Consider the following 22,942-nt stretch of genomic DNA (forward strand, 5'->3'; position numbering starts at 1 on the left):
GAAACAACGAGGGGCTTCCACCGAAACCGCGCTGCGCCAGTCTCATGGCGCATAACCGGCCCACCCCCCGCTACCACCGGACCGCCCAGGCACCGCCCGCACGGGGCCGCAGAAACCGACGAGGAGACGCCGATGGCCCCAGCCATCACGCTTGCCGCGGAGGCACCCAAACTGTCTGCCGCGAACACAGGCTTCATGCTCATCTGCTCCGCCCTGGTGCTGATCATGACCCCGGGACTGGCCTTCTTCTACGGGGGCATGGTCCGGGTCAAGAGCACCCTCAACATGCTGATGATGAGCTTCATCAGCATGGGCATCGTCACCATCCTGTGGGTGCTCTACGGCTTCTCCCTCGCCTTCGGCGAGCACAACAGCCTCATCGGCTGGAACTCCGACTGGTTCGGCCTCAGCCACATCGGCCTGACGGAGCTGTGGCCCGGCTACACCATCCCGGTCTTCGTGTTCATGGTGTTCCAGATGATGTTCGCCATCATCACCCCGGCCCTGATAAGCGGCGCCCTCGCGGACCGGGTGAAGTTCTCGGCCTGGGCGCTCTTCGTCGCCCTGTGGGTCACGATCGTCTACGTCCCGGTCGCCCACTGGGTCTGGGGCGCCGACGGCTGGGCCTACAAGCTCGGCGTGATCGACTTCGCGGGCGGTACGGCGGTCCACATCAACGCCGGAGCGGCGGCGCTCGGTGTCATCCTCGTCATCGGCAAGCGCGTCGGCTTCAAGCGGGACCCGATGCGCCCGCACAGCCTCCCGCTGGTGATGCTCGGCGCGGGTCTGCTGTGGTTCGGCTGGTTCGGCTTCAACGCGGGCTCCTGGCTCGGCAACGACGACGGCGTCGGCGCGCTGATGTTCGTCAACACCCAGGTCGCGACCGCCGCCGCCATGCTGGCCTGGCTCGCCTACGAGAAGATCCGGCACGGCGCGTTCACCACGCTCGGCGCCGCCTCCGGCGCGGTCGCCGGTCTGGTCGCCATCACCCCGTCCGGCGGTGCGGTCTCCCCGCTCGGCGCGATCGCCGTCGGCGCCGTCGCCGGTGTCGCCTGCGCCGCGGCCGTCGGCCTGAAGTTCAGGTTCGGCTACGACGACTCCCTCGACGTGGTCGGCGTCCACATGGTCGGCGGCATCATCGGCTCCCTGCTCATCGGCTTCTTCGCCACCGGCAAGGGCCAGTCCGCCGCCACGGGCGTCTTCTACGGCGACCACACCTTCACCCAGCTGTGGAAGCAGTGCGCCGGCGTCGGCGCGGTCCTCGCCTACTCGCTGGTCGTCTCCGCGGTCCTCGCCTTCCTGCTCGACCGGACCATCGGCATGCGAGTATCCGAGGACGAGGAGATCTCCGGCATCGACCAGGCCGAGCACGCCGAGAGCGCCTACGACTTCAGCGGCACCGGCGGCGGTGTCATCGGCTCCGCGGCCCACGCCACGGCCCTCGCCGCCACGCAGACCAAGAAGGTGGACGCATGAAGCTCATCACCGCCGTCGTCAAGCCCCACCGGCTGGACGAGATCAAGGAGGCCCTGCAGGCCTTCGGCGTACACGGTCTGACGGTCACCGAGGCCAGTGGCTACGGCCGTCAGCGGGGCCACACCGAGGTCTACCGCGGTGCCGAGTACACCGTCGACCTCGTCCCCAAGATCCGCATCGAGGTGCTGGCCGAGGACGACGACGCGGAGCAGCTGATCGACGTCATCGTCAAGGCGGCCCGCACCGGCAAGATCGGCGACGGCAAGGTGTGGTCCCTGCCGGTCGAGTCGGCCGTCCGCGTCCGCACCGGCGAGCGCGGCCCGGACGCGCTCTGACACGACGGTCGCTGCGACAGAACAGGAAGACAGGAGTCGCCGGGTGACGGGAACGGACGTGCGCACGCAAGCAGAGGACTCGGGACCCAGCGGCTACGCGGCGGCCCGGCTGCGCCTCCTCACCGAGGGGGCGCGGTCCGGGCCGCCGCGCCGTGCGGCCCTCGCGGAGCTGACCGACGACTGGCTCGCCGGCCTGTTCACCGCGGCGGCCCAGGACACCGCAGGCGTCTCCCTCGTCGCCGTCGGCGGGTACGGCCGCGGCGAGCTGTCCCCGCGCAGCGACCTCGACCTCCTGCTGCTGCACGACGGCGGCGACCCCGGCGCGGTCGCCGCCCTCGCCGACCGCCTCTGGTACCCCGTCTGGGACCTCGGGCTCGCCCTCGACCACTCCGTGCGCACCCCGGCCGAGGCCCGCAAGACCGCAGGGGAGGATCTGAAGGTCCACCTCGGCCTCCTGGACGCCCGCCATCTCGCCGGAGACCTCGGTCTCACCGCCGGGCTGCGTACGGCCGTCCTGGCCGACTGGCGCAACCAGGCGCCCAGGCGCCTGCCCGAACTCCAGGCGCTGTGCGTCGAACGCGCCGACCGGCAGGGCGAGCTGCAGTACCTGCTGGAACCCGACCTGAAGGAGGCGCGCGGCGGCCTGCGCGACGTCACCGCCCTGCGGGCCGTCGCCGCCTCCTGGCTCGCCGACGCCCCGCGCGAGGGCCTCGCCGACGCGCGCCGCAGCCTGCTCGACGTACGCGACGCGCTGCATCTGGCGACGGGCCGTGCCACCGACCGGCTCGCCCTCCAGGAGCAGGACCAGGTGGCGGCCGGACTGGGCCTGCTGGACGCGGACACGCTGCTGCGCCAGGTCTACGAGGCGGCGCGTGTCATCTCGTACGCCAGTGACGTCACCTGGCGCGAGGTGGGGCGCGTCCTGCGCTCGCGCGCGGTCCGGCCGCGCCTGCGCGCCATGTTGAGCGGCGGCAAGCCGGCACCGGAACGGTCCCCTCTGGCCGAGGGGGTGGTCGAGCAGGACGGCGAGGTGGTGCTCGCCCGTGCCGCGCGCCCCGAGCGCGACCCCGTGCTTCCCCTGCGCGCCGCGGCCGCCGCCGCGCAGGCCGGGCTCCCGCTCTCCCTGCACGCCGTACGGCGCATGGCCGCCATCGTGCGCCCCCTGCCCACGCCCTGGCCCGCCGAGGCCCGCGAGCAGCTGGTCACCCTGCTCGGCTCCGGCCGCCCCACCGTCGACGTCTGGGAGGCCCTGGAGGCGGAGGGACTGATCAGCCGCCTCCTGCCGGACTGGGAACGGGTCCGCTGTCGCCCGCAGCGCAACGCCGTCCACGTCTGGACGGTGGACCGGCATCTGATCGAGACGGCCGTGCGCGCCTCCGAGCTGACCCGCCGCGTCAGCCGCCCCGACCTGCTCCTGGTCGCCGCCCTGCTGCACGACATCGGCAAGGGCTGGCCCGGCGACCATTCCGTGGCCGGCGAGATCATCGCCAAGGACGTGGCGGCGCGGATCGGCTTCGACCGCGCCGACGTGGCCGTCCTGTCGGCATTGGTCCGCCACCACCTGCTGCTCATCGAGACCGCCACCCGCCGCGACCTGGACGACCCGGCCACCGTCCGCTCGGTCGCCGAGGCCGTCGGCACCCAGGGCACCCTGGAGCTGCTGCACGCGCTCACGGAGTCCGACGCCCTCGCCACCGGACCGGCGGCCTGGTCCTCCTGGCGCGGCTCCCTCGTCGCCGACCTGGTACGACGGGTCTCCGCCGTGCTCGCCGGGGACGCCCCCGAAGAGCCGGAGCCCGCCGCGCCCACGGCCGAGCAGGAGCGCCTCGCGATCGAGGCGTTCCGCACCGGCGGCCCGGTCCTCGCCCTGCGTGCCCAGACGGAACCGGTCACCGGGGAGGAACCCGCCGGGGGGCCCGAGCCGCTCGGCGTCGAACTGCTCATCGCCGTCCCCGACCAGCCCGCCGTGCTTCCCGCCGTCGCCGGTGTCCTCGCCGTGCACCGCCTCACCGTCCGCACGGCCGAGCTGCGCACCCTGCGGCTGCCGGACGACGTCCGGACCGGCTCCAGCGGCTCGGTGCTGCTGCTCAACTGGCGGGTGGCCGCCGAGTACGGCTCCCTGCCCCAGGCCGCCCGGCTGCGCGCCGACCTCGTCCGCGCCCTGGACGGCACCCTGGACATCGCCGGCCGCCTCGCCGAACGGGACGCGGCCTACCCCCGCCGGCGCGGCTGGACCGCCCCGCCGCCCCGGGTGACGGTGGCCCCGGCGGCCTCCCACCACGCCACGGTGATCGAGGTCCGCGCCCAGGACGCCCCGGGCCTGCTGCACCGCATCGGGACGGCCCTGGAGAAGGCGGGGGTGCGGGTGCGCAGCATGCATGTGAGCACGCTGGGATCCAACGCGGTGGACGCGTTCTACGTCACCACCGGCGTGGGTGCCCCACTGCCCGGAGCGGACGCCGCCTCGCTGGCGCAGGCGTTGGAGGAGACGCTGCGCGGTTGAGCCGGGGACGACCCGGCCCCGGTGACTTCGGGGCCGGGATACCCTGGAGGGCGATTCCCAAGACCGTCACCGACCCCGAGGACCGCGAGCGCCGTGTTCGACACTCTCTCCGATCGCCTGTCAGCGACTTTCAAGAACCTGCGCGGCAAGGGACGGCTCTCCGAGGCGGACATCGACGCCACCGCGCGCGAGATCCGTATCGCGCTCCTCGAAGCGGACGTGGCCCTCCCGGTCGTGCGCACGTTCATCAAGAACATCAAGGAGAGGGCGCTCGGCGTCGAGGTCTCCAAGGCGCTGAACCCCGCCCAGCAGGTCCTGAAGATCGTCAACGACGAGCTGGTCACCATCCTGGGCGGCGAGACGCGGCGGCTGCGGTTCGCCAAGCAGCCGCCCACCGTGATCATGCTCGCGGGTCTGCAGGGTGCCGGTAAGACCACCCTCGCGGGCAAGCTCGGCCGGTGGCTGGGGGAGCAGGGCCACTCGCCGCTGCTGGTCGCCTGCGACCTCCAGCGCCCGAACGCCGTCAACCAGCTGAGCGTCGTCGCCGAGCGGGCCGGCGTGGCCGTCTACGCCCCCGAGCCGGGCAACGGCGTCGGCGACCCGGTGAAGGTCGCCAAGGACTCCATCGAGTTCGCGAAGTCCAAGGTCCACGACATCGTGATCGTGGACACCGCGGGCCGCCTCGGCATCGACCAGGAGATGATGCAGCAGGCCGCGGACATCCGCGACGCCGTCTCCCCGGACGAGATCCTGTTCGTCGTCGACGCGATGATCGGTCAGGACGCGGTCAACACCGCCGAGGCCTTCCGCGACGGCGTCGGCTTCGACGGCGTGGTCCTGTCCAAGCTCGACGGTGACGCCCGCGGTGGCGCCGCCCTGTCGATCCGGCAGATCACCGGCAAGCCGATCATGTTCGCGTCGAACGGCGAGAAGCTGGACGACTTCGACGCGTTCCACCCGGACCGGATGGCCTCCCGCATCCTCGACATGGGTGACCTGCTCACCCTGATCGAGCAGGCGGAGAAGACCTTCAGCCAGGAAGAGGCCGCCAAGATGGCCTCGAAGCTGGCGTCCAAGAAGGGCCAGGACTTCACCCTGGACGACTTCCTGGCCCAGATGGAGCAGGTCCGGAAGATGGGCAGCATCAGCAAGCTGCTCGGCATGCTCCCGGGCATGGGCCAGATCAAGGACCAGATCCAGAACATCGACGAGCGCGACGTCGACCGCACCGCCGCGATCATCAAGTCGATGACCCCGGGCGAGCGCCAGGAACCGACGATCATCAACGGCTCCCGCCGCGCCCGTATTGCCAAGGGTTCCGGCGTCGAGGTCAGCGCCGTGAAGAACCTGGTCGAGCGATTCTTCGAGGCCCGCAAGATGATGTCCCGCATGGCCCAGGGCGGCGGTATGCCGGGCATGCCGGGGATGCCGGGCATGGGCGGCGGCCCCGGCCGCACCAAGAAGCAGCCGAAGAAGGCCAAGGGCAAGCAGCGCTCCGGCAACCCGATGAAGCGCAAGCAGCAGGAGCTGGAGGAGGCCCAGCGCCGCGAGGCCGCAGCGCAGGGCGGCGGCGCCTTCGGGCTGCCGCAGCAGGGCGGTCAGGACTTCGAGCTGCCGGACGAGTTCAAGAAGTTCATGGACTGACGAGTTCAGGAAGTCCACGGGCCCGGTCGCCCGTGGGTGCACCTCTGCGCGTGCCAGGGGTTGGTCATTGTCGTAACGTCCGCATATGACCAACCCCGCGCCGCCACGCAAGTCGCCCGACCAGCCCTGGCGTACCGAGGGCGCCCCCGACGAGCCGCCGCAGCAGTCGCCCGGCGGGCGCCGGATGCGCGGCGGCTGGGGGCGGCTGATCATCACCGCACTGGTCGTGTACCTGATCGCCAACCTGGTGCTGTCCTATTTCGACCAGGCCAACGAGCCGACGATCTCGTACACCGAGTTCAGCAAACAGGTGAACGACGGCAATGTCGCCAAGATCTACGCCAAGGGCGACTCGATCCAGGGCCAGCTGAAGAAGGAACAGAAGAACCCCGAGGGCGGCGGGAAGTACACCAAGTTCAACACCGAGCGCCCGTCCTTCGCGGACGACAGCCTCTGGTCGAATCTGACCAAGCACGGTGTGACGGTCACCGCCGAACCGGTCGTCCAGCACCGCAGCTTCCTCTCCAACCTGCTGATCTCGCTCGCGCCGATGCTGCTGCTGATCGCGGTGTGGGTCTTCATCGCGCGGCGGATGAGCGCGGGGCTCGGCGGCGCGGGCGGCATGCTGGGCCGCAAGGCGCCGCCGAAGCCGGTCGAGCTGGTGCCCGGCGAGAAGCGCACCACCTTCGCCGACGTGGCCGGCATCGACGAGGTCGAGGGCGAGCTGAACGACGTCGTCGACTTCCTGAAGAACCCCGACGCCTACCGCCGCATGGGCGCCAAGATGCCCCGCGGTGTGCTGCTCGCGGGCCCGCCCGGCACCGGAAAGACGCTGCTCGCGCGCGCGGTCGCGGGCGAGGCGGGAGTGCCGTTCTTCTCCGCGTCCGCGTCCGAGTTCATCGAGATGATCGTGGGCGTGGGCGCCTCCCGGGTGCGGGAGCTGTTCGCGGAGGCCCGCAAGGTCGCCCCGTCGATCATCTTCATCGACGAGATCGACACCATCGGCCGGGCCCGCGGCGGCGGCGCCTCGGTGGGCGGGCACGACGAGCGCGAGCAGACCCTGAACCAGATCCTCACCGAGATGGACGGCTTCTCCGGCTCGGAGGGCGTCATCGTCATCGCGGCCACCAACCGCGCCGACATCCTCGACCCGGCCCTGACCCGCCCCGGCCGCTTCGACCGGGTGGTCCAGGTCTCGCCCCCGGACCGCGGCGGCCGCGAGGCCATCCTGGAGATCCACACCCGGGACATCCCGATGGCCCCGGACGTGGACCTCGCCCAGGTCGCCCGTACGACCCCGGGCATGACCGGCGCGGATCTGGCCAACCTCGCCAACGAGGCCGCCCTGCTCGCGGTCAAGCGCCAGCAGGAGCGCGTGACGCAGTCCGACATGTCCGACGCCCTGGAGAAGGTCCAGCTCGGCGCGGAACGGCCGCTGGTGATGCCCGAGGAGGAACGCCGGCGCACCGCCTACCACGAGAGCGGACACGCCCTGCTGGGCATGCTCCAGCCGGGCGCCGACCCGGTCCGCAAGATCACCATCGTGCCGCGCGGCCGCGCCCTCGGCGTCACCCTGTCCACGCCGGACGCGGACAAGTACGCGTACACCGAGGAGTATCTGCGCGGCCGGATCATCGGCGCGCTCGGCGGCATGGCGGCCGAGCACGTCGTCTACGACGTGATCACCACCGGCTCCGAGAGCGACCTGGAGCAGGTCACCAACATCGCGCGCGGGATGGTGTCCCGCTGGGGCATGAGCGAGGAGGTCGGCCGCCTCTCCGCGCTCCCGAACGACGCCCAGCAGGCCTACGGCCTCGCCGCCGCCCCGCAGACCCTCGACGTGATCGACACCGAGATGCGACGGATCGTGGACGAGTGCTACGAGGAGGCGTGCCGCAAACTCCGCGACCACCGCGGCCAGTTGGACGCGCTCGCCGAGGCGCTGCTGGCGAGCGAGACCCTGGAGGAGGCCGACGCGTACCGGATCGCGGGCATCACGCGCCTGCGCAAGGACACCGAGGTCTGAGCGCGGGGCCGGATCGATGTGCGGTTCCGCCGCGTGGGCGCGCACGGGCCGGACGGCGCCGCGGACGAAGCACCCGCCGCAGCACCCGCGCCCACGCGGCGGAGCGCTAGCGCACGCGCGCGATCAGATAGCGGAAGACGTTCGGCATCCACACGGTCCCGTCCGGGCGCCGGTGCGGATGCAGGGCCTCCGCCAGCTCCTTGTCGACCTGTTTGGCGTCGGTCGCCGCGATCGCCGCGTCGAACAGCTCGGTCGACAGCAGCCCGCGTACGGCGCTGTCGACATCGGCGTACCCGAACGGGCAGGCCACCCGCCCCGAGCCGTCCGGCTTCAGCCCCGCCCGCTGGGCGACCTCCTCCAGGTCGTCCCGCCGGGCCGGTCGCCAGCTGCGCGCGCTGCGCAGGGGGTCGGCCAGTTTCGTCGCCACCCGCAGCACCGAGGAGGTGGTGCAGCGCTCCGGCGGACCCCAGCCGGCCAGCACGACGGCGGCCCCGCGCGCGGCCCGCGGCAGCGCGTCCGCGAGCAGCTCGCCGAGCCCCTCGGAGTCGCCCGCGAGGCAGCCGATCGGCTCGAAGACCGTCACCAGGGTGTACGCGGCCGTCTCCGCGCCGGCCGCGTCACCGGGCGAGCCGTCGACCAGCCGCGCGGCCACGGACGCGGGCGCACGGCTTCTCCCGCCGCGCGACCCGTGCCCCTCGGGTCCGCCACCGTCCGTGCCGCGCGCGCCGGGGACGCCGCCGTCTGCGTCGCGCGGGGCGCCCGGCAGCAGGCGTTCGCGGGCGAGCGCGAGGCGTTCGGGGCAGGCGGAGTCGAGCCCGGTGACGGCGGCGCCTCTGCCGGCCGCCAGCAGCAGGGCGAGCCCGGAGCCGCAGCGCAGGCCCAGCAGCCGGGTTGCGGGCCCCACTTCGAGTCGTTCGTAGACGGCTTCGTAGAGCGGTACGAGCATCCGCTCCTGGATCTCGGACCAGTCACGCGCGCGTGCGCACCGGTCCACGCGGGGTGTGGAATCCGCGTGCGACGCGTGCTGCCGCACGAGCGTAGGTGTCATAGGTAAGCGCCCCAATCCGCCGACAGTTCGCCGCTGTGCCCGGTTGCGTGGCCCCCGTGCCGTGCGCGCGCACTTCCCACGTATGCCAGGTAACTCCCGGCTCGCTGCCCCGTCCAGGGGGTGTGGGGCCCCGCTTGGGGTCCGGGCCCGGGTGTGGCGAGATTTCACATGCCGGCAATCTGGGTGGCCGTACGGTGTCCGCTTCCGGGGAACCGGCCGGTGCCGGGGGGTCCGGCGACGCGCGGTAACGTCACGCCCGTCACGGACGCTGACCAAGGTGAGGCTCCGCGCCGAGAGCGGCCGAAAGGCGTCTTGCGCGACCGCCGCCCCCGTCCGTGCCCGGCGTACACGCGCGATCGTAGTGCGGACTACGCACCGGCTTGGTATGAGCTGTGAGGCTTCTCCGCAGATCAGCGCACCCGCCCTCGTCCGGACGCATCAGCGGCAACTGACCAGTACGTGCAAATTATTTGGGATGCCCCGGAATAGGAACACAGCGGTACCCCCGCTCGTTGTCATTACGTGAGCACGACACAGACACCACCTGTTCTCGCCGCAGAGCTGGCGCAGGCGTGGGCCGACATTCAGCGGTACCACCCCGAGCTGCCGGACCTTGCCGCGCCAGAATCCCTGATCGGGGAGTCGTCGTCCGCGTGCGGTCACGAACTCTCCTTCGAGCGACTGCTTCATGAGGCAGTCCACGGCATCGCCGCCGCCCGCGGGATCCGCGACACCTCCCGCGCCGGCCGCTACCACAACCGCCGCTTCCTCGCGATCGCCGAGGAACTGGGCCTCGACCACCCCGAGGAGCCGCACCCGAGCAGCGGCTTCTCCCTGGTCACGCTCAACCCCGAGGCCAAGCGGCGCTACCGCCCGACCATCGAGCGGCTCCAGCGCGCGCTGAAGGCCCACACGGCGGCCACCTCGTCGGACACCTCCCGCACCTTCCGTGGCCCGGCAGCCCGGCACGGCTCCTCCGGTGGTGGTGTTCGCGTCAAGGCGGTATGCGACTGCGGCCGCAACGTCCGCGTGGTCCCCTCGGTCCTGGCCCAGGCCCCCATCGTCTGCGGCGGCTGCGGCAAGCCGTTCCGCATTCCGGAGGTCGCCGGAGCGGCCTAGGCGCGGACGCACCACGCAGCACCGGCATCTCGTGGGTGCCGGATCGTGGACACCGGGCCTCACCAGCTGAGCCACCGCACAGCACCCAGGAGCGCACCCGACGTGACCTCACCTCCACGCCGGGTGCCTCATCGGCATGCCCAGGCACAGCCCACGCACCCCGCGGCCGAGAGCGGTCCGCGAGGTGTGGCACAATGGCTAGCTGTACTCGACAGCCGCATAGGACCCCTCTCTCCTCCGGCTGACGCGTCCATCGGGCACTCGGGTACCGCAACCCCACGCGGCAGCTCGCCGTGCCCAACCACGTCAAAACCAGGAGAACCCACTCCCGTGGCAGTCAAGATCAAGCTGAAGCGTCTGGGCAAGATCCGTTCGCCTCACTACCGCATCGTCGTCGCCGACTCCCGTACCCGCCGTGACGGCCGGGCCATCGAGGAGATCGGCAAGTACCACCCGACCTACAACCCGTCGGTCATGGAGGTGGACGCCGAGCGCGTGGCGTACTGGCTGGGTGTCGGCGCGCAGCCGACCGAGCCCGTTCTCGCCATCCTGAAGAAGACCGGCGACTGGCAGAAGTTCAAGGGCGAGCCGGCTCCCGCGCCGCTGCTCGTCGCCGAGCCGAAGTCGGCCCGTCCGTCGTTCGAGGCTCTCGGCGGTGACGACGAGGGCAAGGGTGAGGCGATCACCCAGAAGAAGAAGGCTGAGAAGAAGGACGAGGCCGCTGCCGAGTCCGAGTCGACCGAGGCCTGAGCAGCATGCTCGAAGAGGCGCTTGAGCACCTCGTGAAGGGCATCGTCGACAACCCCGACGATGTGCAGGTCGCCTCGCGCGACCTGCGCCGCGGGCGCGTGCTCGAGGTCCGGGTCCACCCCGACGACCTCGGCAAGGTGATCGGCCGCAACGGCCGTACCGCGCGTGCCCTGCGCACCGTCGTGGGCGCCATCGGCGGCCGCGGTGTCCGCGTCGACCTCGTCGACGTGGACCACGTCCGCTGACGCTTCATCGCAACCGGCTCGGGCCGGGGAGGGCCGCCTGGCCCGCCCCGGCCCGCAGTCGTGTGCGCAGGATGCGGGGACAGGAGATGACAGGAGAATTGGACACGTGCAGCTGGTAGTCGCTCGGATCGGCCGCGCCCACGGCATCAAGGGCGAGGTCACCGTCGAGGTACGTACCGACGAGCCGGAGCTGCGGCTCGCGCCGGGCGCCGTCCTGGCCACCGACCCGCCCTCCACCGGGCCCCTCACCATCGCCACCGGCCGCGTGCACAGCGGCCGCCTGCTCCTGCGCTTCGAGGGCGTCGCCGACCGGACCGCGGCCGAGGCCCTGCGCAACACCCTCCTGATCGCCGACATCGATCCGGAGGAACTGCCCGAGGGCGAGGACGAGTACTACGACCACCAGCTCATGGACCTCGACGTGGTCACCGAGGACGGGACGGAGGTCGGCCGGATCACGGAGATCTCGCACCTGCCCTCCCAGGACCTGTTCATCGTGGAGCGTCCGGACGGGACCGAGGTGCTGATCCCCTTCGTGGAGCAGATCGTCACCGAGATCGACCTGGAGGAGCAGAAGGCCGTCATCGCGCCCCCGCCGGGCCTGATCGACGACCGCGCCGAGATCGACTCCTCCAGGGACTCGGACTCCGCGAAGGACGAGTCGTGATGCGCCTCGACGTCGTCACGATCTTCCCCGAGTACCTGGACCCGCTGAACGTCTCCCTCGTCGGCAAGGCACGCGCGCGTGGACAACTCGACGTCCATGTGCACGATCTGCGGGCCTGGACGTACGACCGGCACAACACGGTCGACGACACGCCGTACGGCGGCGGCCCCGGCATGGTCATGAAGACCGACCCCTGGGGCGACGCCCTGGACACGGTCCTCGCCGACGGCTACGACACCGGTGCCCGGGCGCCCGCGCTGATCGTGCCCACCCCCAGCGGCCGTCCCTTCACCCAGGAACTCGCTGTCGAACTCTCCGAGCGCCCCTGGCTGATCTTCACCCCGGCCCGCTACGAGGGCATCGACCGGCGCGTCATGGACGAGTACGCGACCCGTGTACCGGTGTACGAGGTGTCCATCGGCGACTACGTCCTCGCCGGCGGCGAGGCGGCCGTACTCGTCATCACGGAGGCCGTCGCCCGGCTGCTGCCCGGCGTCCTCGGCAACGCCGAGTCGCACCGCGACGACTCCTTCGCGCCCGGCGCGATGGCGAGCCTCCTGGAAGGCCCCGTCTACACCAAGCCGCCCCTGTGGCGCGGCCGGGACATCCCGGACACGCTGCTCAGCGGCCACCACGGCAAGATCGCCCGCTGGCGCCGCGACGAGGCCCTGCGGCGTACGACCCGCAACCGGCCCGACCTGATCGAGCGCTGCGACCCCAAGGCCTTCGACAAGAAGGACCGCGAGATGCTGTCCATCCTGGGCTGGGAGCCGGACCCGGCGGGGGAGCCGTACGGCCGATTTTGGCGGCGGGCCGAAGGCATGGAAGAATAGACCGCTGTTGTGCGCCCGTCCGGCGTGCGCCCCTGCCGCAGGGGGACACGACGTCCGCCCCGACCCGCACACGGCTTCGTGCAAACACCTAGTTGCCGCTGATGACCTGTGGCATCAGCGAAGAAAGCAGACGAAATGTCTCACCTGCTCGACTCCGTCGACGTCGCGTCGCTGCGCAGCGACATCCCGGCCTTCCGCCCGGGTGACACCGTCAACGTCCACGTGCGCGTCATCGAGGGCAACCGCTCCCGTGTGCAGCAGTTCAAGGGCGTTGTGATCCGTCGCCAGGGCTCCGGCGTCCGCGAGACCTTCACGGTCCGCAAGGTCTCGTTCTCCGTCGGCGTCGAGCGCACCTTCCCGGTGCACACCCCGATCGTCGAGAAGATCGAGCTGGTCACCCGGGGTGACGTGCGCCGCGCCAAGCTGTACTACCTCCGTGAGCTGCGCGGCAAGGCCGCGAAGATCAAGGAGAAGCGCGAGAGCTGAGCGCTCTCCGGCGTCCATGGCTCGGCGGGATAGCATCTCGCCCCGATGGACACCGAAGCACAGTCGACGGAACGCGACCGCTCCTCCCACCCGGAATCCCCGGGGCCGGAGGAACGGTCGCGTTTCGCGTTGGTGGCACGGATCGCCGACTGGCTGCCCGGCGGCCGGATCACCCTCACCCTCTTCACCTGCCTGCTGTTCTTGCTGGTCCTCAACACGTTCATGGTGCAACCGTTCCAGATTCCGAGCGGATCCATGGAGCAGGGTTTGAGGATCGGGGACCGCGTTCTCGTAAATAAGTTGGCGTACCGTTTCGGTGCCCAGCCGCACCGCGGGGACGTGATCGTGTTCGACGGCACCGGGTACTTCGGGGACGCCGACTACATCAAGCGCGTGGTCGGGGTGGGGGGAGACCATGTGGTCTGCTGCGACAAGAAGGGACGGATCGAGGTGAACGGCCGCGCGGTCGACGAGTCGGCCTTCCTCTATCCGGGGGACACCGCCTCCAGCGTGCCCTTCGACGTCGCCGTGCCCGCCGGTCACCTCTTCGTCCTCGGTGACCACCGCAGCGACTCCAGCGACTCCCGGGACCATCTCGGCTCCCCCGGCGGCGGCATGATCCCGGTCGGCGACGTCATCGGCCGCGCCGACTGGATCCTGTGGCCCTACGACCACTGGACCCACCTGTCGCGGCCCGCCGCCTACGCGCGCGTTCCGGAGCCGCCGAGAGGGGCGGGCACGCATGGGTAACCGCGGCAAGCCGCGTGGGGTGCCCGCCGGCCCCGCCGCCAACCTGCTGCCGACCGGATCACGCCGTACCGCCGCGCCCGGCGGCGGCCGTACGCGCGCGGAGCGACGGAAACTCCAGCGCAAGGTCAAGCGCAAGCGCCGGCGTTCAGCCGTTCGGGAGATCCCCCTTCTGGTCGGCGTGGCCGTCCTCATAGCGCTGGTCCTGAAGACCTTCCTCGTCCAGGCGTTCGTGATCCCGTCCGGCTCGATGGAGCAGACGATCCGGATCGGCGACCGCGTCCTGGTCGACAAGCTCACCCCGTGGTTCGGCTCCAAGCCCGAGCGCGGGGACGTCGTGGTCTTCCACGACCCGGGCGGCTGGCTGGCCGACGAGCAGACGGCCAAGAAGCACGACCCGGTCGTCGTCAAGCAGCTCAAGGAAGGCCTCACCTTTATCGGCCTGCTGCCCTCCGACAACGAGAAAGACCTGATCAAGCGGGTCATCGGGGTCGGCGGGGACCACGTCAAGTGCTGTGACGCGCACGGCCGCGTCACCGTCAACGGCGTACCGCTCACCGAAGGCGACTACATCTACCCGGGAGACGCCCCGTCCGCCCAGTCCTTCGACATCACCGTCCCCAAGGGGCGGCTGTGGGTGATGGGCGACCACCGGGGCAATTCCGCGGACTCCCGGTTCCACCAGGACACGCCCTACGGCGGAACTGTCTCCGAGAAGTCCGTGGTCGGCCGGGCCGTCGCCATCGGCTGGCCGATCGGCCACTGGACACGCCTGGAGGAACCTAAAACCTTCGCAAGCGTGGGGAACTCCGTGTCGGGTGCGACCGCCGGTCCTCGGCTGTCGCATAGGGTTGCCCCCGAGAATCCGAACGGACTGACCCAGCTCCCGACCCCTGCGGAACTCCCGCTCGTTATGGGAGTGGTGGGCCTGCACCGTATGCGGGGCAGGCAGCGGCACAGAGTAAGGAGTTGGCGTGGGGGATGTGGCGGTTGGCGCACGGTCGGGGCACGACGGCGAGGAGCACCGCGGACACCCCGTGGAAGCGAACGCCCCCGTGCCGGACGGCGCCATGACCTCAGGGAATGACCCGGCGGGCGACCAGGGCGGGCCCGACGAGGAACAGGGGCCCCGGACCGACGACGCGGGAGCGGGCGCCGGCGAGGCCGCCGGGCGGCCGAGGAAGCCGCCGCGCTCCTTCTGGAAGGAGCTGCCCATCCTCGTCGTCATCGCGCTGGTCCTGGCGCTGCTGATCAAGACGTTCCTGGTGCAGGCGTTCTCGATCCCGTCCGCCTCGATGCAGAACACCCTCCAGGTGGGTGACCGCGTCCTGGTCGACAAGCTCACCCCGTGGTTCGGCTCCAAGCCCGAGCGCGGCGAGGTCGTGGTCTTCCACGACCCGGACGACTGGCTGGCGGGCGAGCCGGCGCCGACCCCGAACGCCGTGCAGCAGGTCCTCAGCTGGATCGGCCTGATGCCGTCCGCCAACGAGAAGGACCTCATCAAGCGCGTGGTCGGCGTCGGCGGCGACACCGTCCAGTGCAAGGGCACCGGCCCACTGCTGGTCAACGGCCATGCGCTGAACGAGCCGTACGTCTACCCCGGCAACACGCCGTGCACCGACGACGACCTGGGCGGCCAGTTCAAGGTGAAGGTCCCCGCCGGCTACATCTGGGTGATGGGTGACCACCGCCAGAACTCCCGCGACTCGCGTTACAACCAGTCCGACAAGCACCACGGCATGGTCCCGGTCAGCGATGTCGTGGGCCGCGCGATCGTCAAGGCCTGGCCGATCAACCGCTGGGGCACCCTGCCGATCCCGGACACCTTCGACCAGCCGGGCATCTCCCAGCAGTCCTCGGCGTCCGCCGCTCTGACGGTGGCCCCGCAGGGCGTGGCCGTCGCGGCGGTGCTGCCGGTGGTGGTGTGGCGGCGCAGGCGGTCGGACCGGCTGGAGTCCAAGATCGACCGCAAGACGGCCACGGGCGGCCGGTGACCCGTCCTGACCACCGGTGACGCATCCGAACCACCCCTGACCGACGAGGGCCCGGCGCTTTCCGCCGGGTCGACGACCGACCGCCTGCGCGCCCACTGAGGCGATGCGCGGGCGGTCTCGCGTTTGCCGCGCCGACGGCTCGCCGGGGCGTCGGTCCGCGTCCCGGTCCCGGCCCGGCCGAGGCGATCCGGAACTCGTGAGTCCGCGAGGGCGGGTCTTTGCCTCCGGTCGTGGAACAGGGGCTGCCTCTGCCTGGTACCGCCGGGTAGGGTGCGGGTCCATGGGTGGCGAGAGCACGACGCGTACGGCCCCGCACAGCGGGGGGACAGGCACGGCACAGGCCGGCGGCAGCCGGCTCGGTCAGCGGCTGTCCGGTGTGGCCGTGGCACTGGGTCTGGTGCTGTTCCTCGGCGGATTCGGCTGGGCGGCGGTGAGCTACCGGCCGTACACCGTGCCCACCAGCTCCATGACACCCACGATCGACGCCGGCGACCGGGTGCTGGCGCAGAAGGTCGACGGCGGCGAGGTGCGCCGCGGTGACGTCGTCGTCTTCGAGGACAAGAGCTGGGTCAGCAACGCCAAGGTGGTCAAGCGCGTGGTCGCGGTCGGCGGCGACACCGTCGCCTGCTGCACGAACGGCAAGCTCACCGTCAACGGCAAGCAGATCGACGAGCCCTACCTGCCCAAGGGCAGCCTGGCCGAGAACCAGAACATCCCGGCGGTGAAGGTCCCCGAGGGACGTCTGTTCCTGCTCGGTGACGAGCGCCAGGGCTCCCTGGACTCCACGGCCCACCTCACCGACGGGGCCAAGGGCACGGTCTCCCGCGACGCCGTGACCGCCCGGGTGGACGCCGTCGTATGGCCCTGGAAGGGCTCGCTCAAGCGCCCCACCGGCTTCGAGACCCTCGGGGCGCTCTCGCAGCCCGGCCCGCTGGGCACGATCGAGCTGCTGATCGCCGCCGGCGCCGTCCTGGTCCTGGTCGGCGGCGCCTACGGTCCGATCGCGGGCCGCCTGGGCCGCTCCCGCGCCCGCGGGGCCCGCCCGGAGGCGGCCGGTGTCCGCTGAGACCCAGCGGACCGGCGAACAGGAGTACGAGGGGGGTCTGCGCAAGGTGGCCCGGGTGGTCCTCCTCGACCCCGAGGACCGCATCCTGCTGTTGCACGGCCATGAGCCGGACGATCCCGCCGACGACTGGTGGTTCACCCCGGGCGGCGGTCTCGAGGGCGCCGAGACGAGACAGGAGGCAGCGCTGCGGGAGCTGGCCGAGGAGACCGGCATCACCGAGGTCGAACTCGGCCCGGTGCTGTGGCGGCGCAGGTGCTCCTTCCCGTTCGCGGGCCGCCGCTGGGACCAGGACGAGTGGTACTTCCTGGCCCGTACGACCCAGACGGCCACAGCGGCGACGGGGCTGACGGAGCTGGAGCGGCGCAGTGTCGCCGGAGCGCGCTGGTGGACGTGTCAGGAACTGACCCGGGCACATGAGACGGTGTATCCGACCAGACTCGCCGAGCTGCTGCGCACGCTGCTCGACGAAGGTCCCCCGGCCGGTCCTGTGACCCTTGACGCGGAAATCGTCTGAGGGCTCGTCGGACTGGCGCACAATGGTGGGATCGCACGGCTGAAGGGGAACATGCCATGAGCGCCGAGGACCTCGAGAAGTACGAGACCGAGATGGAGCTGAAGCTCTACCGGGAGTACCGAGACGTCGTCGGTCTGTTCAAATACGTGATCGAGACCGAGCGGCGCTTCTACCTCACCAACGACTACGAGATGCAGGTGCACTCGGTCCAGGGCGAGGTGTTCTTCGAGGTGTCGATGGCCGATGCCTGGGTCTGGGACATGTACCGGCCGGCTCGCTTCGTGAAGCAGGTCAGAGTCCTCACGTTCAAGGACGTGAACATCGAGGAGCTGAACAAGACCGACCTGGAGCTTCCGGGCGGGTGACGGGGTTTTCCACAACCGCCGAGTAGCCCACCAAGATCAACAACTGTGGGCGGGATGCATGATCGTTGGCGCCGGAGGTGGTGCCGACATGAGCAACGCACGCAGTGCACTCGGCAGGTACGGCGAGGATCTGGCCGCGCGGCGGCTGGCCGAGGCCGGAATGACGGTCCTGGAGCGCAACTGGCGCTCCGGCAGGACCGGCGAGATCGACATCGTGGCCAGGGACGGCGACGTCCTCGTCGTGTGCGAGGTCAAGACCCGCACAGGCGGCTCCTTCGAGCATCCGATGGCCGCGGTGACCCCCGACAAGGCGGCCAGGCTGCGCGAGCTGGCCGAGCACTGGATCCAGGCCCACGGCGGCGCTCCGCCGGGCGGTGTGCGGATCGACCTGATCGGCGTCCTGCTGCCGCACCGGGGCGCGCCGACCGTGGAGCATGTGCGGGGGGTGGCCTGAATGGGATTCGCCCGCACCTGCTCGGTGGCACTCGTCGGCGTGGAGGGCGTCGTCGTAGAGGTCCAGGCCGACCTCGAACCCGGCGTCGCGGCCTTCACCCTGGTCGGCCTCCCGGACAAGAGCCTGACGGAAAGCCGGGACCGGGTACGGGCCGCGGTGGTGAACTCGGGCGGCGAGTGGCCGCAGAAGAAGCTCACCGTCGGTCTCAGCCCGGCATCCGTGCCCAAGGCCGGCTCCGGCTTCGACCTGGCCGTCGCCTGCGCGGTGCTCGGCGCCGCCGAACGGATCGATCCGCGCGTGCTGCAGGACATCGTCATGATCGGCGAGCTGGGCCTGGACGGCCGGGTCCGACCCGTCCGCGGCATCCTGCCGGCCGTCCTCGCCGCGGCCGACGCCGGATACGAGCAAGTGGTCGTGCCCGAGTGCGCCGCCGCCGAGGCCGCGCTGGTCCCCGGCGTCTCGGTGCTCGGTGTCCGCAGTCTGCGCCAGCTCGTCGCCGTCCTCACCGAGGAGCCCGTGCCCGAGGAGCAGCCGGACGAACGGGGACGCCCCGACCCCCTCCTGGCCGGTCTGCGCCTGCCGGGCGCGGGTGCGGCCACCGGCATGCACAGCACCGGCGCCGCGGAGCACGACCACGATCACGACCTGGCCGACGTCGTGGGCCAGACCTCGGCCCGCACGGCCGTGGAGGTGTCCGCCGCCGGAGGGCACCACCTGTTCCTCGAAGGCCCGCCCGGAGCGGGCAAGACCATGCTCGCCGAGCGACTGCCCGCGATCCTGCCGGGGCTCACCAGGGAGGACTCGCTGGAGGTCACGGCGGTGCACTCGGTGGCCGGGCTGCTGCCGCCCGGCAAGCCGCTCATCGACGTCGCCCCCTACTGCGCCCCGCACCACTCGGCCACGATGCAGTCACTGGTCGGCGGAGGTCCCGGCATCGCACGCCCCGGCGCGGTGTCGCTGGCCCACCGCGGCGTGCTGTTCCTGGACGAGGCGCCCGAGTTCCGCAGCCAGCCCCTGGACGCGCTGCGGCAGCCGCTGGAGTCGGGGCACGTCGTGATCGCGCGCAGTGCGGGTGTCGTCCGGTTCCCGGCACGCTTTCTCATGGTGCTGGCGGCCAATCCCTGCCCCTGCGGGCGCTTCTCGCAGCGCGACTCCCTGTGCGAATGCCCTCCGTCGGTGATCCGGCGCTACCAGTCCCGGCTCTCCGGCCCGCTGCTGGACCGGGTGGACCTGCGTGTCGAGGTCGACCCGGTCACCCGGGCCGAACTCACCGAACGCGGCGCCCGGGGCGAGTCCACGGCGACCGTGGCCGAGCGGGTGCGGCGGGCCCGGGAGCGCACGGCGGCCCGCCTGGCCGGGACCCCCTGGCGCACCAACAGCGAAGTGCCGGGACGGGACCTGCGCAGCCGCTATCACGCGGTGACCGGTGCGATGGACGAGGCCGAGCGCAACCTCGAACGGGGTGTGCTCACCGCCCGCGGTGTCGACCGGGTCCTGCGCGTCGCCTGGACGGTCGCGGACCTCGTCGGCCATGACCGCCCGGACGCGACCGACGTGGCTCTGGCCCTCCAGCTGCGCACCGGAGTCCCGCGAGGGGTGCCGATGGCCATCGGGGCGCTGACATGACGACGAACGGGGACCCGGCGGACCGGACGCTCGGGCGGGTCTTTCTCTGCCGGGTCGTCGAGCCGGGGGACGAGATCGCAGGGCGCTGGGTGCGCGAGTTCGGGGTGGGGGAGGTGGTGCGGCGGTTGAAGGAGGGGGCCGAGGAGTTGCCGGGGTTGCCCGGGGTGAGCGAGGTGCGGTGGGCCGGGCTGGTCGCGCGGGCTAGGCGGGCCGAGCCGGAGCGGGATCTGGCCGTGGCGCAGGCCGTCGGGGCCAGGTTCGTGGCACCCCACGACGCGGAGTGGCCCCGGCAGCTCGACGATCTCGGGGACGCCCGGCCGATCGGACTGTGGGTGCGCGGCCGGCCCAGCCTGCGGATCTGGGCACTGCGGTCCGTCGCCGTGGTGGGGGCGCGCGCCTGCACCGAGTACGGCACACACGTCGCCGCCACCCTCGCCGCAGGGCTCGCCGAGCGCGGCTGGGTGGTGGTCTCGGGCGGCGCGTACGGCATCGACGGCGCCGCCCACAGAGGCGCCCTCGCCGCCCGCGGAGCCACCGTCGCGGTCCTGGCCTGCGGCGTGGACCGGCCCTACCCGCGCGGTCACACCGCGCTCATCGAAAGGATCGCGGAGCAGGGACTGGTCGTCGGCGAGCTGCCCCCGGGAGACCATCCGACGCCGAGCCGGTTCATCCTCCGCAACCGTGTCATCGCTGCCCTGACCAGGGGTACCGTCGTCGTGGAGGCCGCCTGCCGCAGCGGCTCCCTGGCGACCGCGCGGGCCGCGCAGCGCCTCGGCCGGTTCACCATGGGCGTGCCAGGCCCCGTCACCAGCGCGCTCTCCGCCGGGGTGCACGAACTGCTGCGCGCAGAGGCCGCCCTGGTCACCGACGCGGCGGAGATCGTGGAGCTGGTGGGCGACATCGGGGAGCTGGCGCCGGCCCGGCACGGCCCGGTGCTCCCGCGTGACCTGCTGGCACCTGCCGTCCGGGCCGTCCTCGCCGCCCTGCCCGGCGATCGCGCGGCCGCCGCCGACGAGATCGCGCTCGGCACGCCGACCACCCGGGACGACGCGATCGCGAGACTGTACGAACTCCGAGCACTTGGATACGTCGAACGACACGGCGACGGCTGGAAGTTGACACGCCAGGCGATGATGTCGGTCCGCACCGGTCACAGTCCGTGCTGATCGAGCGTGTTCGGCCGTCCGGGGGAATCCCCGACGCCCTTGATGTTTCCCGGAGTTGGCACTCCGGCTGGTCACACAGAGCGAGTCGCGAAACGAGCGCGCGGGGCCGCCCGGAGCGCCCCGCGCACGAGTGGAGCCTCGGTGTTCGCACACCGCGACAGCCCAGTCACGCTACGCTCACAAAGGAGCCGGCGCAGATCCCGCCAACTCGACACCAGACCGACAGCTCACCCAGGTAGCCCACTCCGTCCCACGCAACCCCGTCCCGTCCCACTCGCGGCACTTCACAGCACTTCACGGCAGAACGGCACAAGGCGACGAATGCCCCAGCACACCTCCGGGTCCGACCGGGCGGCGATCCCCCCAGCCGCCCGCGACGGTGGCAGCGTGCGGCCGCCCGCTCCCTCGACGCTCGACGAGCTGTGGCGGTCGTACAAGGCGACGGGGGACGAACGGCTGCGGGAGCAGCTGATCCTGCACTACTCGCCGCTCGTGAAATACGTCGCGGGGCGGGTGAGCGTCGGGCTGCCGCCCAATGTGGAGCAGGCCGACTTCGTCTCCTCGGGAGTCTTCGGGCTGATCGACGCGATCGAGAAGTTCGACATCGACCGGGAGATCAAGTTCGAGACGTACGCGATCACCCGGATCCGGGGCGCGATGATCGACGAGCTGCGGGCGCTGGACTGGATCCCTCGGTCGGTGCGGCAGAAGGCGCGGAACGTGGAGCGGGCCTACGCCACCCTGGAGGCGCGGTTGCGGCGCACTCCGAACGAGGGTGAGGTCGCCGCGGAGCTGGGCATGGACGTCGACGAGCTGCACGCCGTGTTCAGCCAGTTGTCGCTGGCCAACGTGGTCGCGCTGGAGGAGCTGCTGCACGTCGGCAGCGAGGGCGGCGACCGGCTCAGCCTCATGGACACGATCGAGGACACCGCCGCGGACAATCCGGTGGAGGTGGCCGAGGACCGCGAGCTGCGCAGATTCCTCGCGCGGGCGATCAACACGCTGCCCGAGCGCGAGAAGACCGTGGTCACGCTGTACTACTACGAGGGGCTCACCCTCGCCGAGATCGGCAATGTCCTCGGGGTCACCGAGAGCCGGGTCAGTCAGATCCACACCAAGTCGGTGTTGCAGCTGAGGGCAAAGCTGGCGAGCTTCGGGCGCTGAGTCCTCCCCTTCCGGGACGGGGGGTCCGTAAAGTGGTTGACGTGCCAAGGATTCGAGCGGCCTCCGTGGCCGAGCACCGGTCGATGCAGCGAGCCGCCCTGCTGGACGCGGCTCGCTCCCTGCTGTCCGAGGGCGGGACGGAGGCGCTGACCTTCCCGGCGCTCGCCGAGCGCACCGGGCTGGCGCGGTCGTCCGTGTACGAGTACTTCCGTTCGCGGGCCGCCGTGGTCGAGGAGCTGTGCGAGGTCGACTTCCCCGTGTGGGCGGCGGAGGTCGCGGCGGCGATGGAGCGGGCGGAGTCGGCCGAGGGCAAGGTCGAGGCGTATGTGCGCCGGCAACTGGCGCTGGTCGGGGACCGGCGGCACCGGGCGGTCGTCGCCATCTCCGCGAGCGAGCTGGACGCCGGGGCGCGGGAGAAGATCCGGGCGGCGCACGGCGGGCTGGTCGCGATGATCGTCGAGGCACTCGGCGAGATGGGGCACGAGCAGCCTCGGCTGGCCGCGATGCTTCTGCAGGGGACCGTGGACGCGGCGGTGCGGCGGATCGAGCTGGGGGCGGCGGAGGATCCCGAGGTGATCACGGATGCCGCGGTGGGCATGGTTCTGCGGGGTGTGAAGGGCTGAGCGCTGCCGACGCCGACGCCGACGCCGACGCCGGCGCCGTGCGGGTGCGGCGTGGGGGCGCTCGCCCGCGGCGAGAGGGTGCCCCCCGGCG

General features: G+C 71.5%; 23 protein-coding genes. 22 read left to right on the forward strand and 1 reads right to left on the reverse strand.

All coding sequences use genetic code 11. The features are described 5' to 3' along the window. The first annotated feature begins 132 nt into the window (after nucleotides 1-132). The 5 genes from AQI95_RS30075 (at nucleotide 133) to ftsH (ending at nucleotide 7,984) form a co-directional block, all read left to right on the forward strand. Nucleotides 133-1,476, forward strand: coding sequence for an ammonium transporter (locus AQI95_RS30075; RefSeq protein ID WP_067130756.1), 1,344 nt, complete (start codon nucleotides 133-135; stop codon nucleotides 1,474-1,476). Then, nucleotides 1,473-1,811 (forward strand): P-II family nitrogen regulator, encoded by a 339-nt coding sequence (locus AQI95_RS30080; RefSeq protein WP_062666705.1) that lies wholly within the window; start codon nucleotides 1,473-1,475, stop codon nucleotides 1,809-1,811. Before AQI95_RS30075 ends, AQI95_RS30080 begins: the two co-directional genes overlap by 4 nt. A gap of 43 nt (nucleotides 1,812-1,854) precedes the next feature. Beyond that, the gene (locus AQI95_RS30085) at nucleotides 1,855-4,314 is read left to right on the forward strand and encodes a [protein-PII] uridylyltransferase (RefSeq protein ID WP_067130759.1); all 2,460 of its coding nucleotides are present in this window, start codon (nucleotides 1,855-1,857) and stop codon (nucleotides 4,312-4,314) included. A gap of 93 nt (nucleotides 4,315-4,407) precedes the next feature. After that, on the forward strand, nucleotides 4,408-5,958 hold the full coding sequence (ffh, locus tag AQI95_RS30090; protein WP_067130762.1) for a signal recognition particle protein: 1,551 nt from the start codon (nucleotides 4,408-4,410) through the stop codon (nucleotides 5,956-5,958). Nucleotides 5,959-6,043: 85 nt separating this feature from the next. After that, nucleotides 6,044-7,984 carry an ATP-dependent zinc metalloprotease FtsH gene (gene ftsH / locus AQI95_RS30095; RefSeq protein WP_067130765.1) on the forward strand — a complete coding sequence of 647 codons (1,941 nt, stop codon included), beginning with the start codon at nucleotides 6,044-6,046 and terminating at the stop codon, nucleotides 7,982-7,984. A gap of 106 nt (nucleotides 7,985-8,090) precedes the next feature. On the opposite strand, the gene AQI95_RS30100 is transcribed toward ftsH, so the two are convergent. Continuing rightward, entirely contained in the window at nucleotides 8,091-9,032 is a 942-nt protein-coding gene (locus AQI95_RS30100) for a class I SAM-dependent methyltransferase (RefSeq protein WP_107121793.1), read from the reverse strand. A gap of 522 nt (nucleotides 9,033-9,554) precedes the next feature. On the opposite strand from AQI95_RS30100, the gene AQI95_RS30105 reads away from it, so the two are divergent. From AQI95_RS30105 to AQI95_RS30185, 17 genes are all read left to right on the forward strand, one after another. Continuing rightward, nucleotides 9,555-10,151, forward strand: a complete 597-nt coding sequence (locus tag AQI95_RS30105; RefSeq protein ID WP_067130770.1) for a hypothetical protein — start codon at nucleotides 9,555-9,557, stop codon at nucleotides 10,149-10,151. Between the two features lie 330 nt (nucleotides 10,152-10,481). After that, a complete protein-coding gene (gene rpsP, locus AQI95_RS30110; RefSeq protein WP_067130773.1) occupies nucleotides 10,482-10,901 on the forward strand; it encodes a 30S ribosomal protein S16 in 420 nt (139 codons plus the stop codon). 5 nt (nucleotides 10,902-10,906) lie between these two features. Beyond that, the gene (locus AQI95_RS30115; protein WP_005479813.1) at nucleotides 10,907-11,146 is read left to right on the forward strand and encodes an RNA-binding protein; all 240 of its coding nucleotides are present in this window, start codon (nucleotides 10,907-10,909) and stop codon (nucleotides 11,144-11,146) included. Between the two features lie 106 nt (nucleotides 11,147-11,252). Beyond that, on the forward strand, nucleotides 11,253-11,813 hold the full coding sequence (rimM, locus tag AQI95_RS30120) for a ribosome maturation factor RimM (RefSeq protein ID WP_067130776.1): 561 nt from the start codon (nucleotides 11,253-11,255) through the stop codon (nucleotides 11,811-11,813). Continuing rightward, a complete protein-coding gene (gene trmD, locus AQI95_RS30125) occupies nucleotides 11,813-12,646 on the forward strand; it encodes a tRNA (guanosine(37)-N1)-methyltransferase TrmD (protein ID WP_067130779.1) in 834 nt (277 codons plus the stop codon). Before rimM ends, trmD begins: the two co-directional genes overlap by 1 nt. Before the next feature lie 135 nt (nucleotides 12,647-12,781). Further along, nucleotides 12,782-13,132 (forward strand): 50S ribosomal protein L19, encoded by a 351-nt coding sequence (rplS, locus tag AQI95_RS30130; RefSeq protein ID WP_039656468.1) that lies wholly within the window; start codon nucleotides 12,782-12,784, stop codon nucleotides 13,130-13,132. 45 nt (nucleotides 13,133-13,177) lie between these two features. Continuing rightward, complete coding sequence (gene lepB / locus AQI95_RS30135) at nucleotides 13,178-13,882, forward strand: signal peptidase I (RefSeq protein WP_067130782.1); 705 nt, start codon at nucleotides 13,178-13,180, stop codon at nucleotides 13,880-13,882. After that, nucleotides 13,875-14,966 (forward strand): signal peptidase I, encoded by a 1,092-nt coding sequence (gene lepB, locus AQI95_RS30140; RefSeq protein ID WP_067130785.1) that lies wholly within the window; start codon nucleotides 13,875-13,877, stop codon nucleotides 14,964-14,966. The genes lepB (AQI95_RS30135) and lepB (AQI95_RS30140) overlap by 8 nt, the downstream gene beginning before the upstream one ends. After that, on the forward strand, nucleotides 14,854-15,873 hold the full coding sequence (gene lepB, locus AQI95_RS30145; RefSeq protein WP_208614299.1) for a signal peptidase I: 1,020 nt from the start codon (nucleotides 14,854-14,856) through the stop codon (nucleotides 15,871-15,873). The genes lepB (AQI95_RS30140) and lepB (AQI95_RS30145) overlap by 113 nt, the downstream gene beginning before the upstream one ends. A 280-nt stretch (nucleotides 15,874-16,153) precedes the next feature. After that, nucleotides 16,154-16,939, forward strand: coding sequence for a signal peptidase I (gene lepB / locus AQI95_RS30150; protein ID WP_067130788.1), 786 nt, complete (start codon nucleotides 16,154-16,156; stop codon nucleotides 16,937-16,939). Next, entirely contained in the window at nucleotides 16,929-17,453 is a 525-nt protein-coding gene (locus AQI95_RS30155) for an NUDIX hydrolase (protein ID WP_067130790.1), read from the forward strand. The genes lepB (AQI95_RS30150) and AQI95_RS30155 overlap by 11 nt, the downstream gene beginning before the upstream one ends. A 56-nt stretch (nucleotides 17,454-17,509) precedes the next feature. Continuing rightward, nucleotides 17,510-17,818 (forward strand): DUF2469 domain-containing protein, encoded by a 309-nt coding sequence (locus AQI95_RS30160; RefSeq protein WP_008745401.1) that lies wholly within the window; start codon nucleotides 17,510-17,512, stop codon nucleotides 17,816-17,818. A 58-nt stretch (nucleotides 17,819-17,876) separates the two neighbouring features. Next, entirely contained in the window at nucleotides 17,877-18,272 is a 396-nt protein-coding gene (locus AQI95_RS30165) for a YraN family protein (RefSeq protein ID WP_107121794.1), read from the forward strand. Further along, nucleotides 18,273-19,898: a YifB family Mg chelatase-like AAA ATPase gene (locus AQI95_RS30170; RefSeq protein WP_067130796.1), complete on the forward strand. Its 1,626-nt coding sequence runs from the start codon at nucleotides 18,273-18,275 to the stop codon at nucleotides 19,896-19,898. After that, nucleotides 19,895-21,064, forward strand: a complete 1,170-nt coding sequence (dprA, locus tag AQI95_RS30175; protein ID WP_067130799.1) for a DNA-processing protein DprA — start codon at nucleotides 19,895-19,897, stop codon at nucleotides 21,062-21,064. Before AQI95_RS30170 ends, dprA begins: the two co-directional genes overlap by 4 nt. 321 nt (nucleotides 21,065-21,385) lie before the next feature. Then, nucleotides 21,386-22,228: an RNA polymerase sigma factor WhiG gene (gene whiG, locus AQI95_RS30180; RefSeq protein ID WP_067130803.1), complete on the forward strand. Its 843-nt coding sequence runs from the start codon at nucleotides 21,386-21,388 to the stop codon at nucleotides 22,226-22,228. Between the two features lie 65 nt (nucleotides 22,229-22,293). After that, nucleotides 22,294-22,851 carry a TetR/AcrR family transcriptional regulator gene (locus AQI95_RS30185; RefSeq protein ID WP_067130805.1) on the forward strand — a complete coding sequence of 186 codons (558 nt, stop codon included), beginning with the start codon at nucleotides 22,294-22,296 and terminating at the stop codon, nucleotides 22,849-22,851. The last annotated feature ends 91 nt before the right edge of the window (nucleotides 22,852-22,942 follow it).

Origin of the sequence: Streptomyces yokosukanensis (assembly GCF_001514035.1) — a bacterium.
GTDB classification, from domain to species: Bacteria; Actinomycetota; Actinomycetes; order Streptomycetales; family Streptomycetaceae; genus Streptomyces; species Streptomyces yokosukanensis.

Coding starts and splice junctions, on each gene's coding strand:
- trmD (WP_067130779.1), top strand. CDS start 11,813: ATGCGCCTCGACGTCGTCACGATCTTCCCCGAGTACCTGGACCCGCTG.
- AQI95_RS30165 (WP_107121794.1), top strand. CDS start 17,877: ATGATCGTTGGCGCCGGAGGTGGTGCCGACATGAGCAACGCACGCAGT.
- AQI95_RS30100 (WP_107121793.1), bottom strand. CDS start 9,032: ATGACACCTACGCTCGTGCGGCAGCACGCGTCGCACGCGGATTCCACA.
- lepB (WP_067130782.1), top strand. CDS start 13,178: ATGGACACCGAAGCACAGTCGACGGAACGCGACCGCTCCTCCCACCCG.
- rplS (WP_039656468.1), top strand. CDS start 12,782: ATGTCTCACCTGCTCGACTCCGTCGACGTCGCGTCGCTGCGCAGCGAC.
- AQI95_RS30160 (WP_008745401.1), top strand. CDS start 17,510: ATGAGCGCCGAGGACCTCGAGAAGTACGAGACCGAGATGGAGCTGAAG.
- whiG (WP_067130803.1), top strand. CDS start 21,386: ATGCCCCAGCACACCTCCGGGTCCGACCGGGCGGCGATCCCCCCAGCC.
- lepB (WP_067130785.1), top strand. CDS start 13,875: ATGGGTAACCGCGGCAAGCCGCGTGGGGTGCCCGCCGGCCCCGCCGCC.
- AQI95_RS30075 (WP_067130756.1), top strand. CDS start 133: ATGGCCCCAGCCATCACGCTTGCCGCGGAGGCACCCAAACTGTCTGCC.
- dprA (WP_067130799.1), top strand. CDS start 19,895: ATGACGACGAACGGGGACCCGGCGGACCGGACGCTCGGGCGGGTCTTT.
- lepB (WP_067130788.1), top strand. CDS start 16,154: ATGGGTGGCGAGAGCACGACGCGTACGGCCCCGCACAGCGGGGGGACA.
- AQI95_RS30170 (WP_067130796.1), top strand. CDS start 18,273: ATGGGATTCGCCCGCACCTGCTCGGTGGCACTCGTCGGCGTGGAGGGC.
- AQI95_RS30080 (WP_062666705.1), top strand. CDS start 1,473: ATGAAGCTCATCACCGCCGTCGTCAAGCCCCACCGGCTGGACGAGATC.
- ftsH (WP_067130765.1), top strand. CDS start 6,044: ATGACCAACCCCGCGCCGCCACGCAAGTCGCCCGACCAGCCCTGGCGT.
- AQI95_RS30115 (WP_005479813.1), top strand. CDS start 10,907: ATGCTCGAAGAGGCGCTTGAGCACCTCGTGAAGGGCATCGTCGACAAC.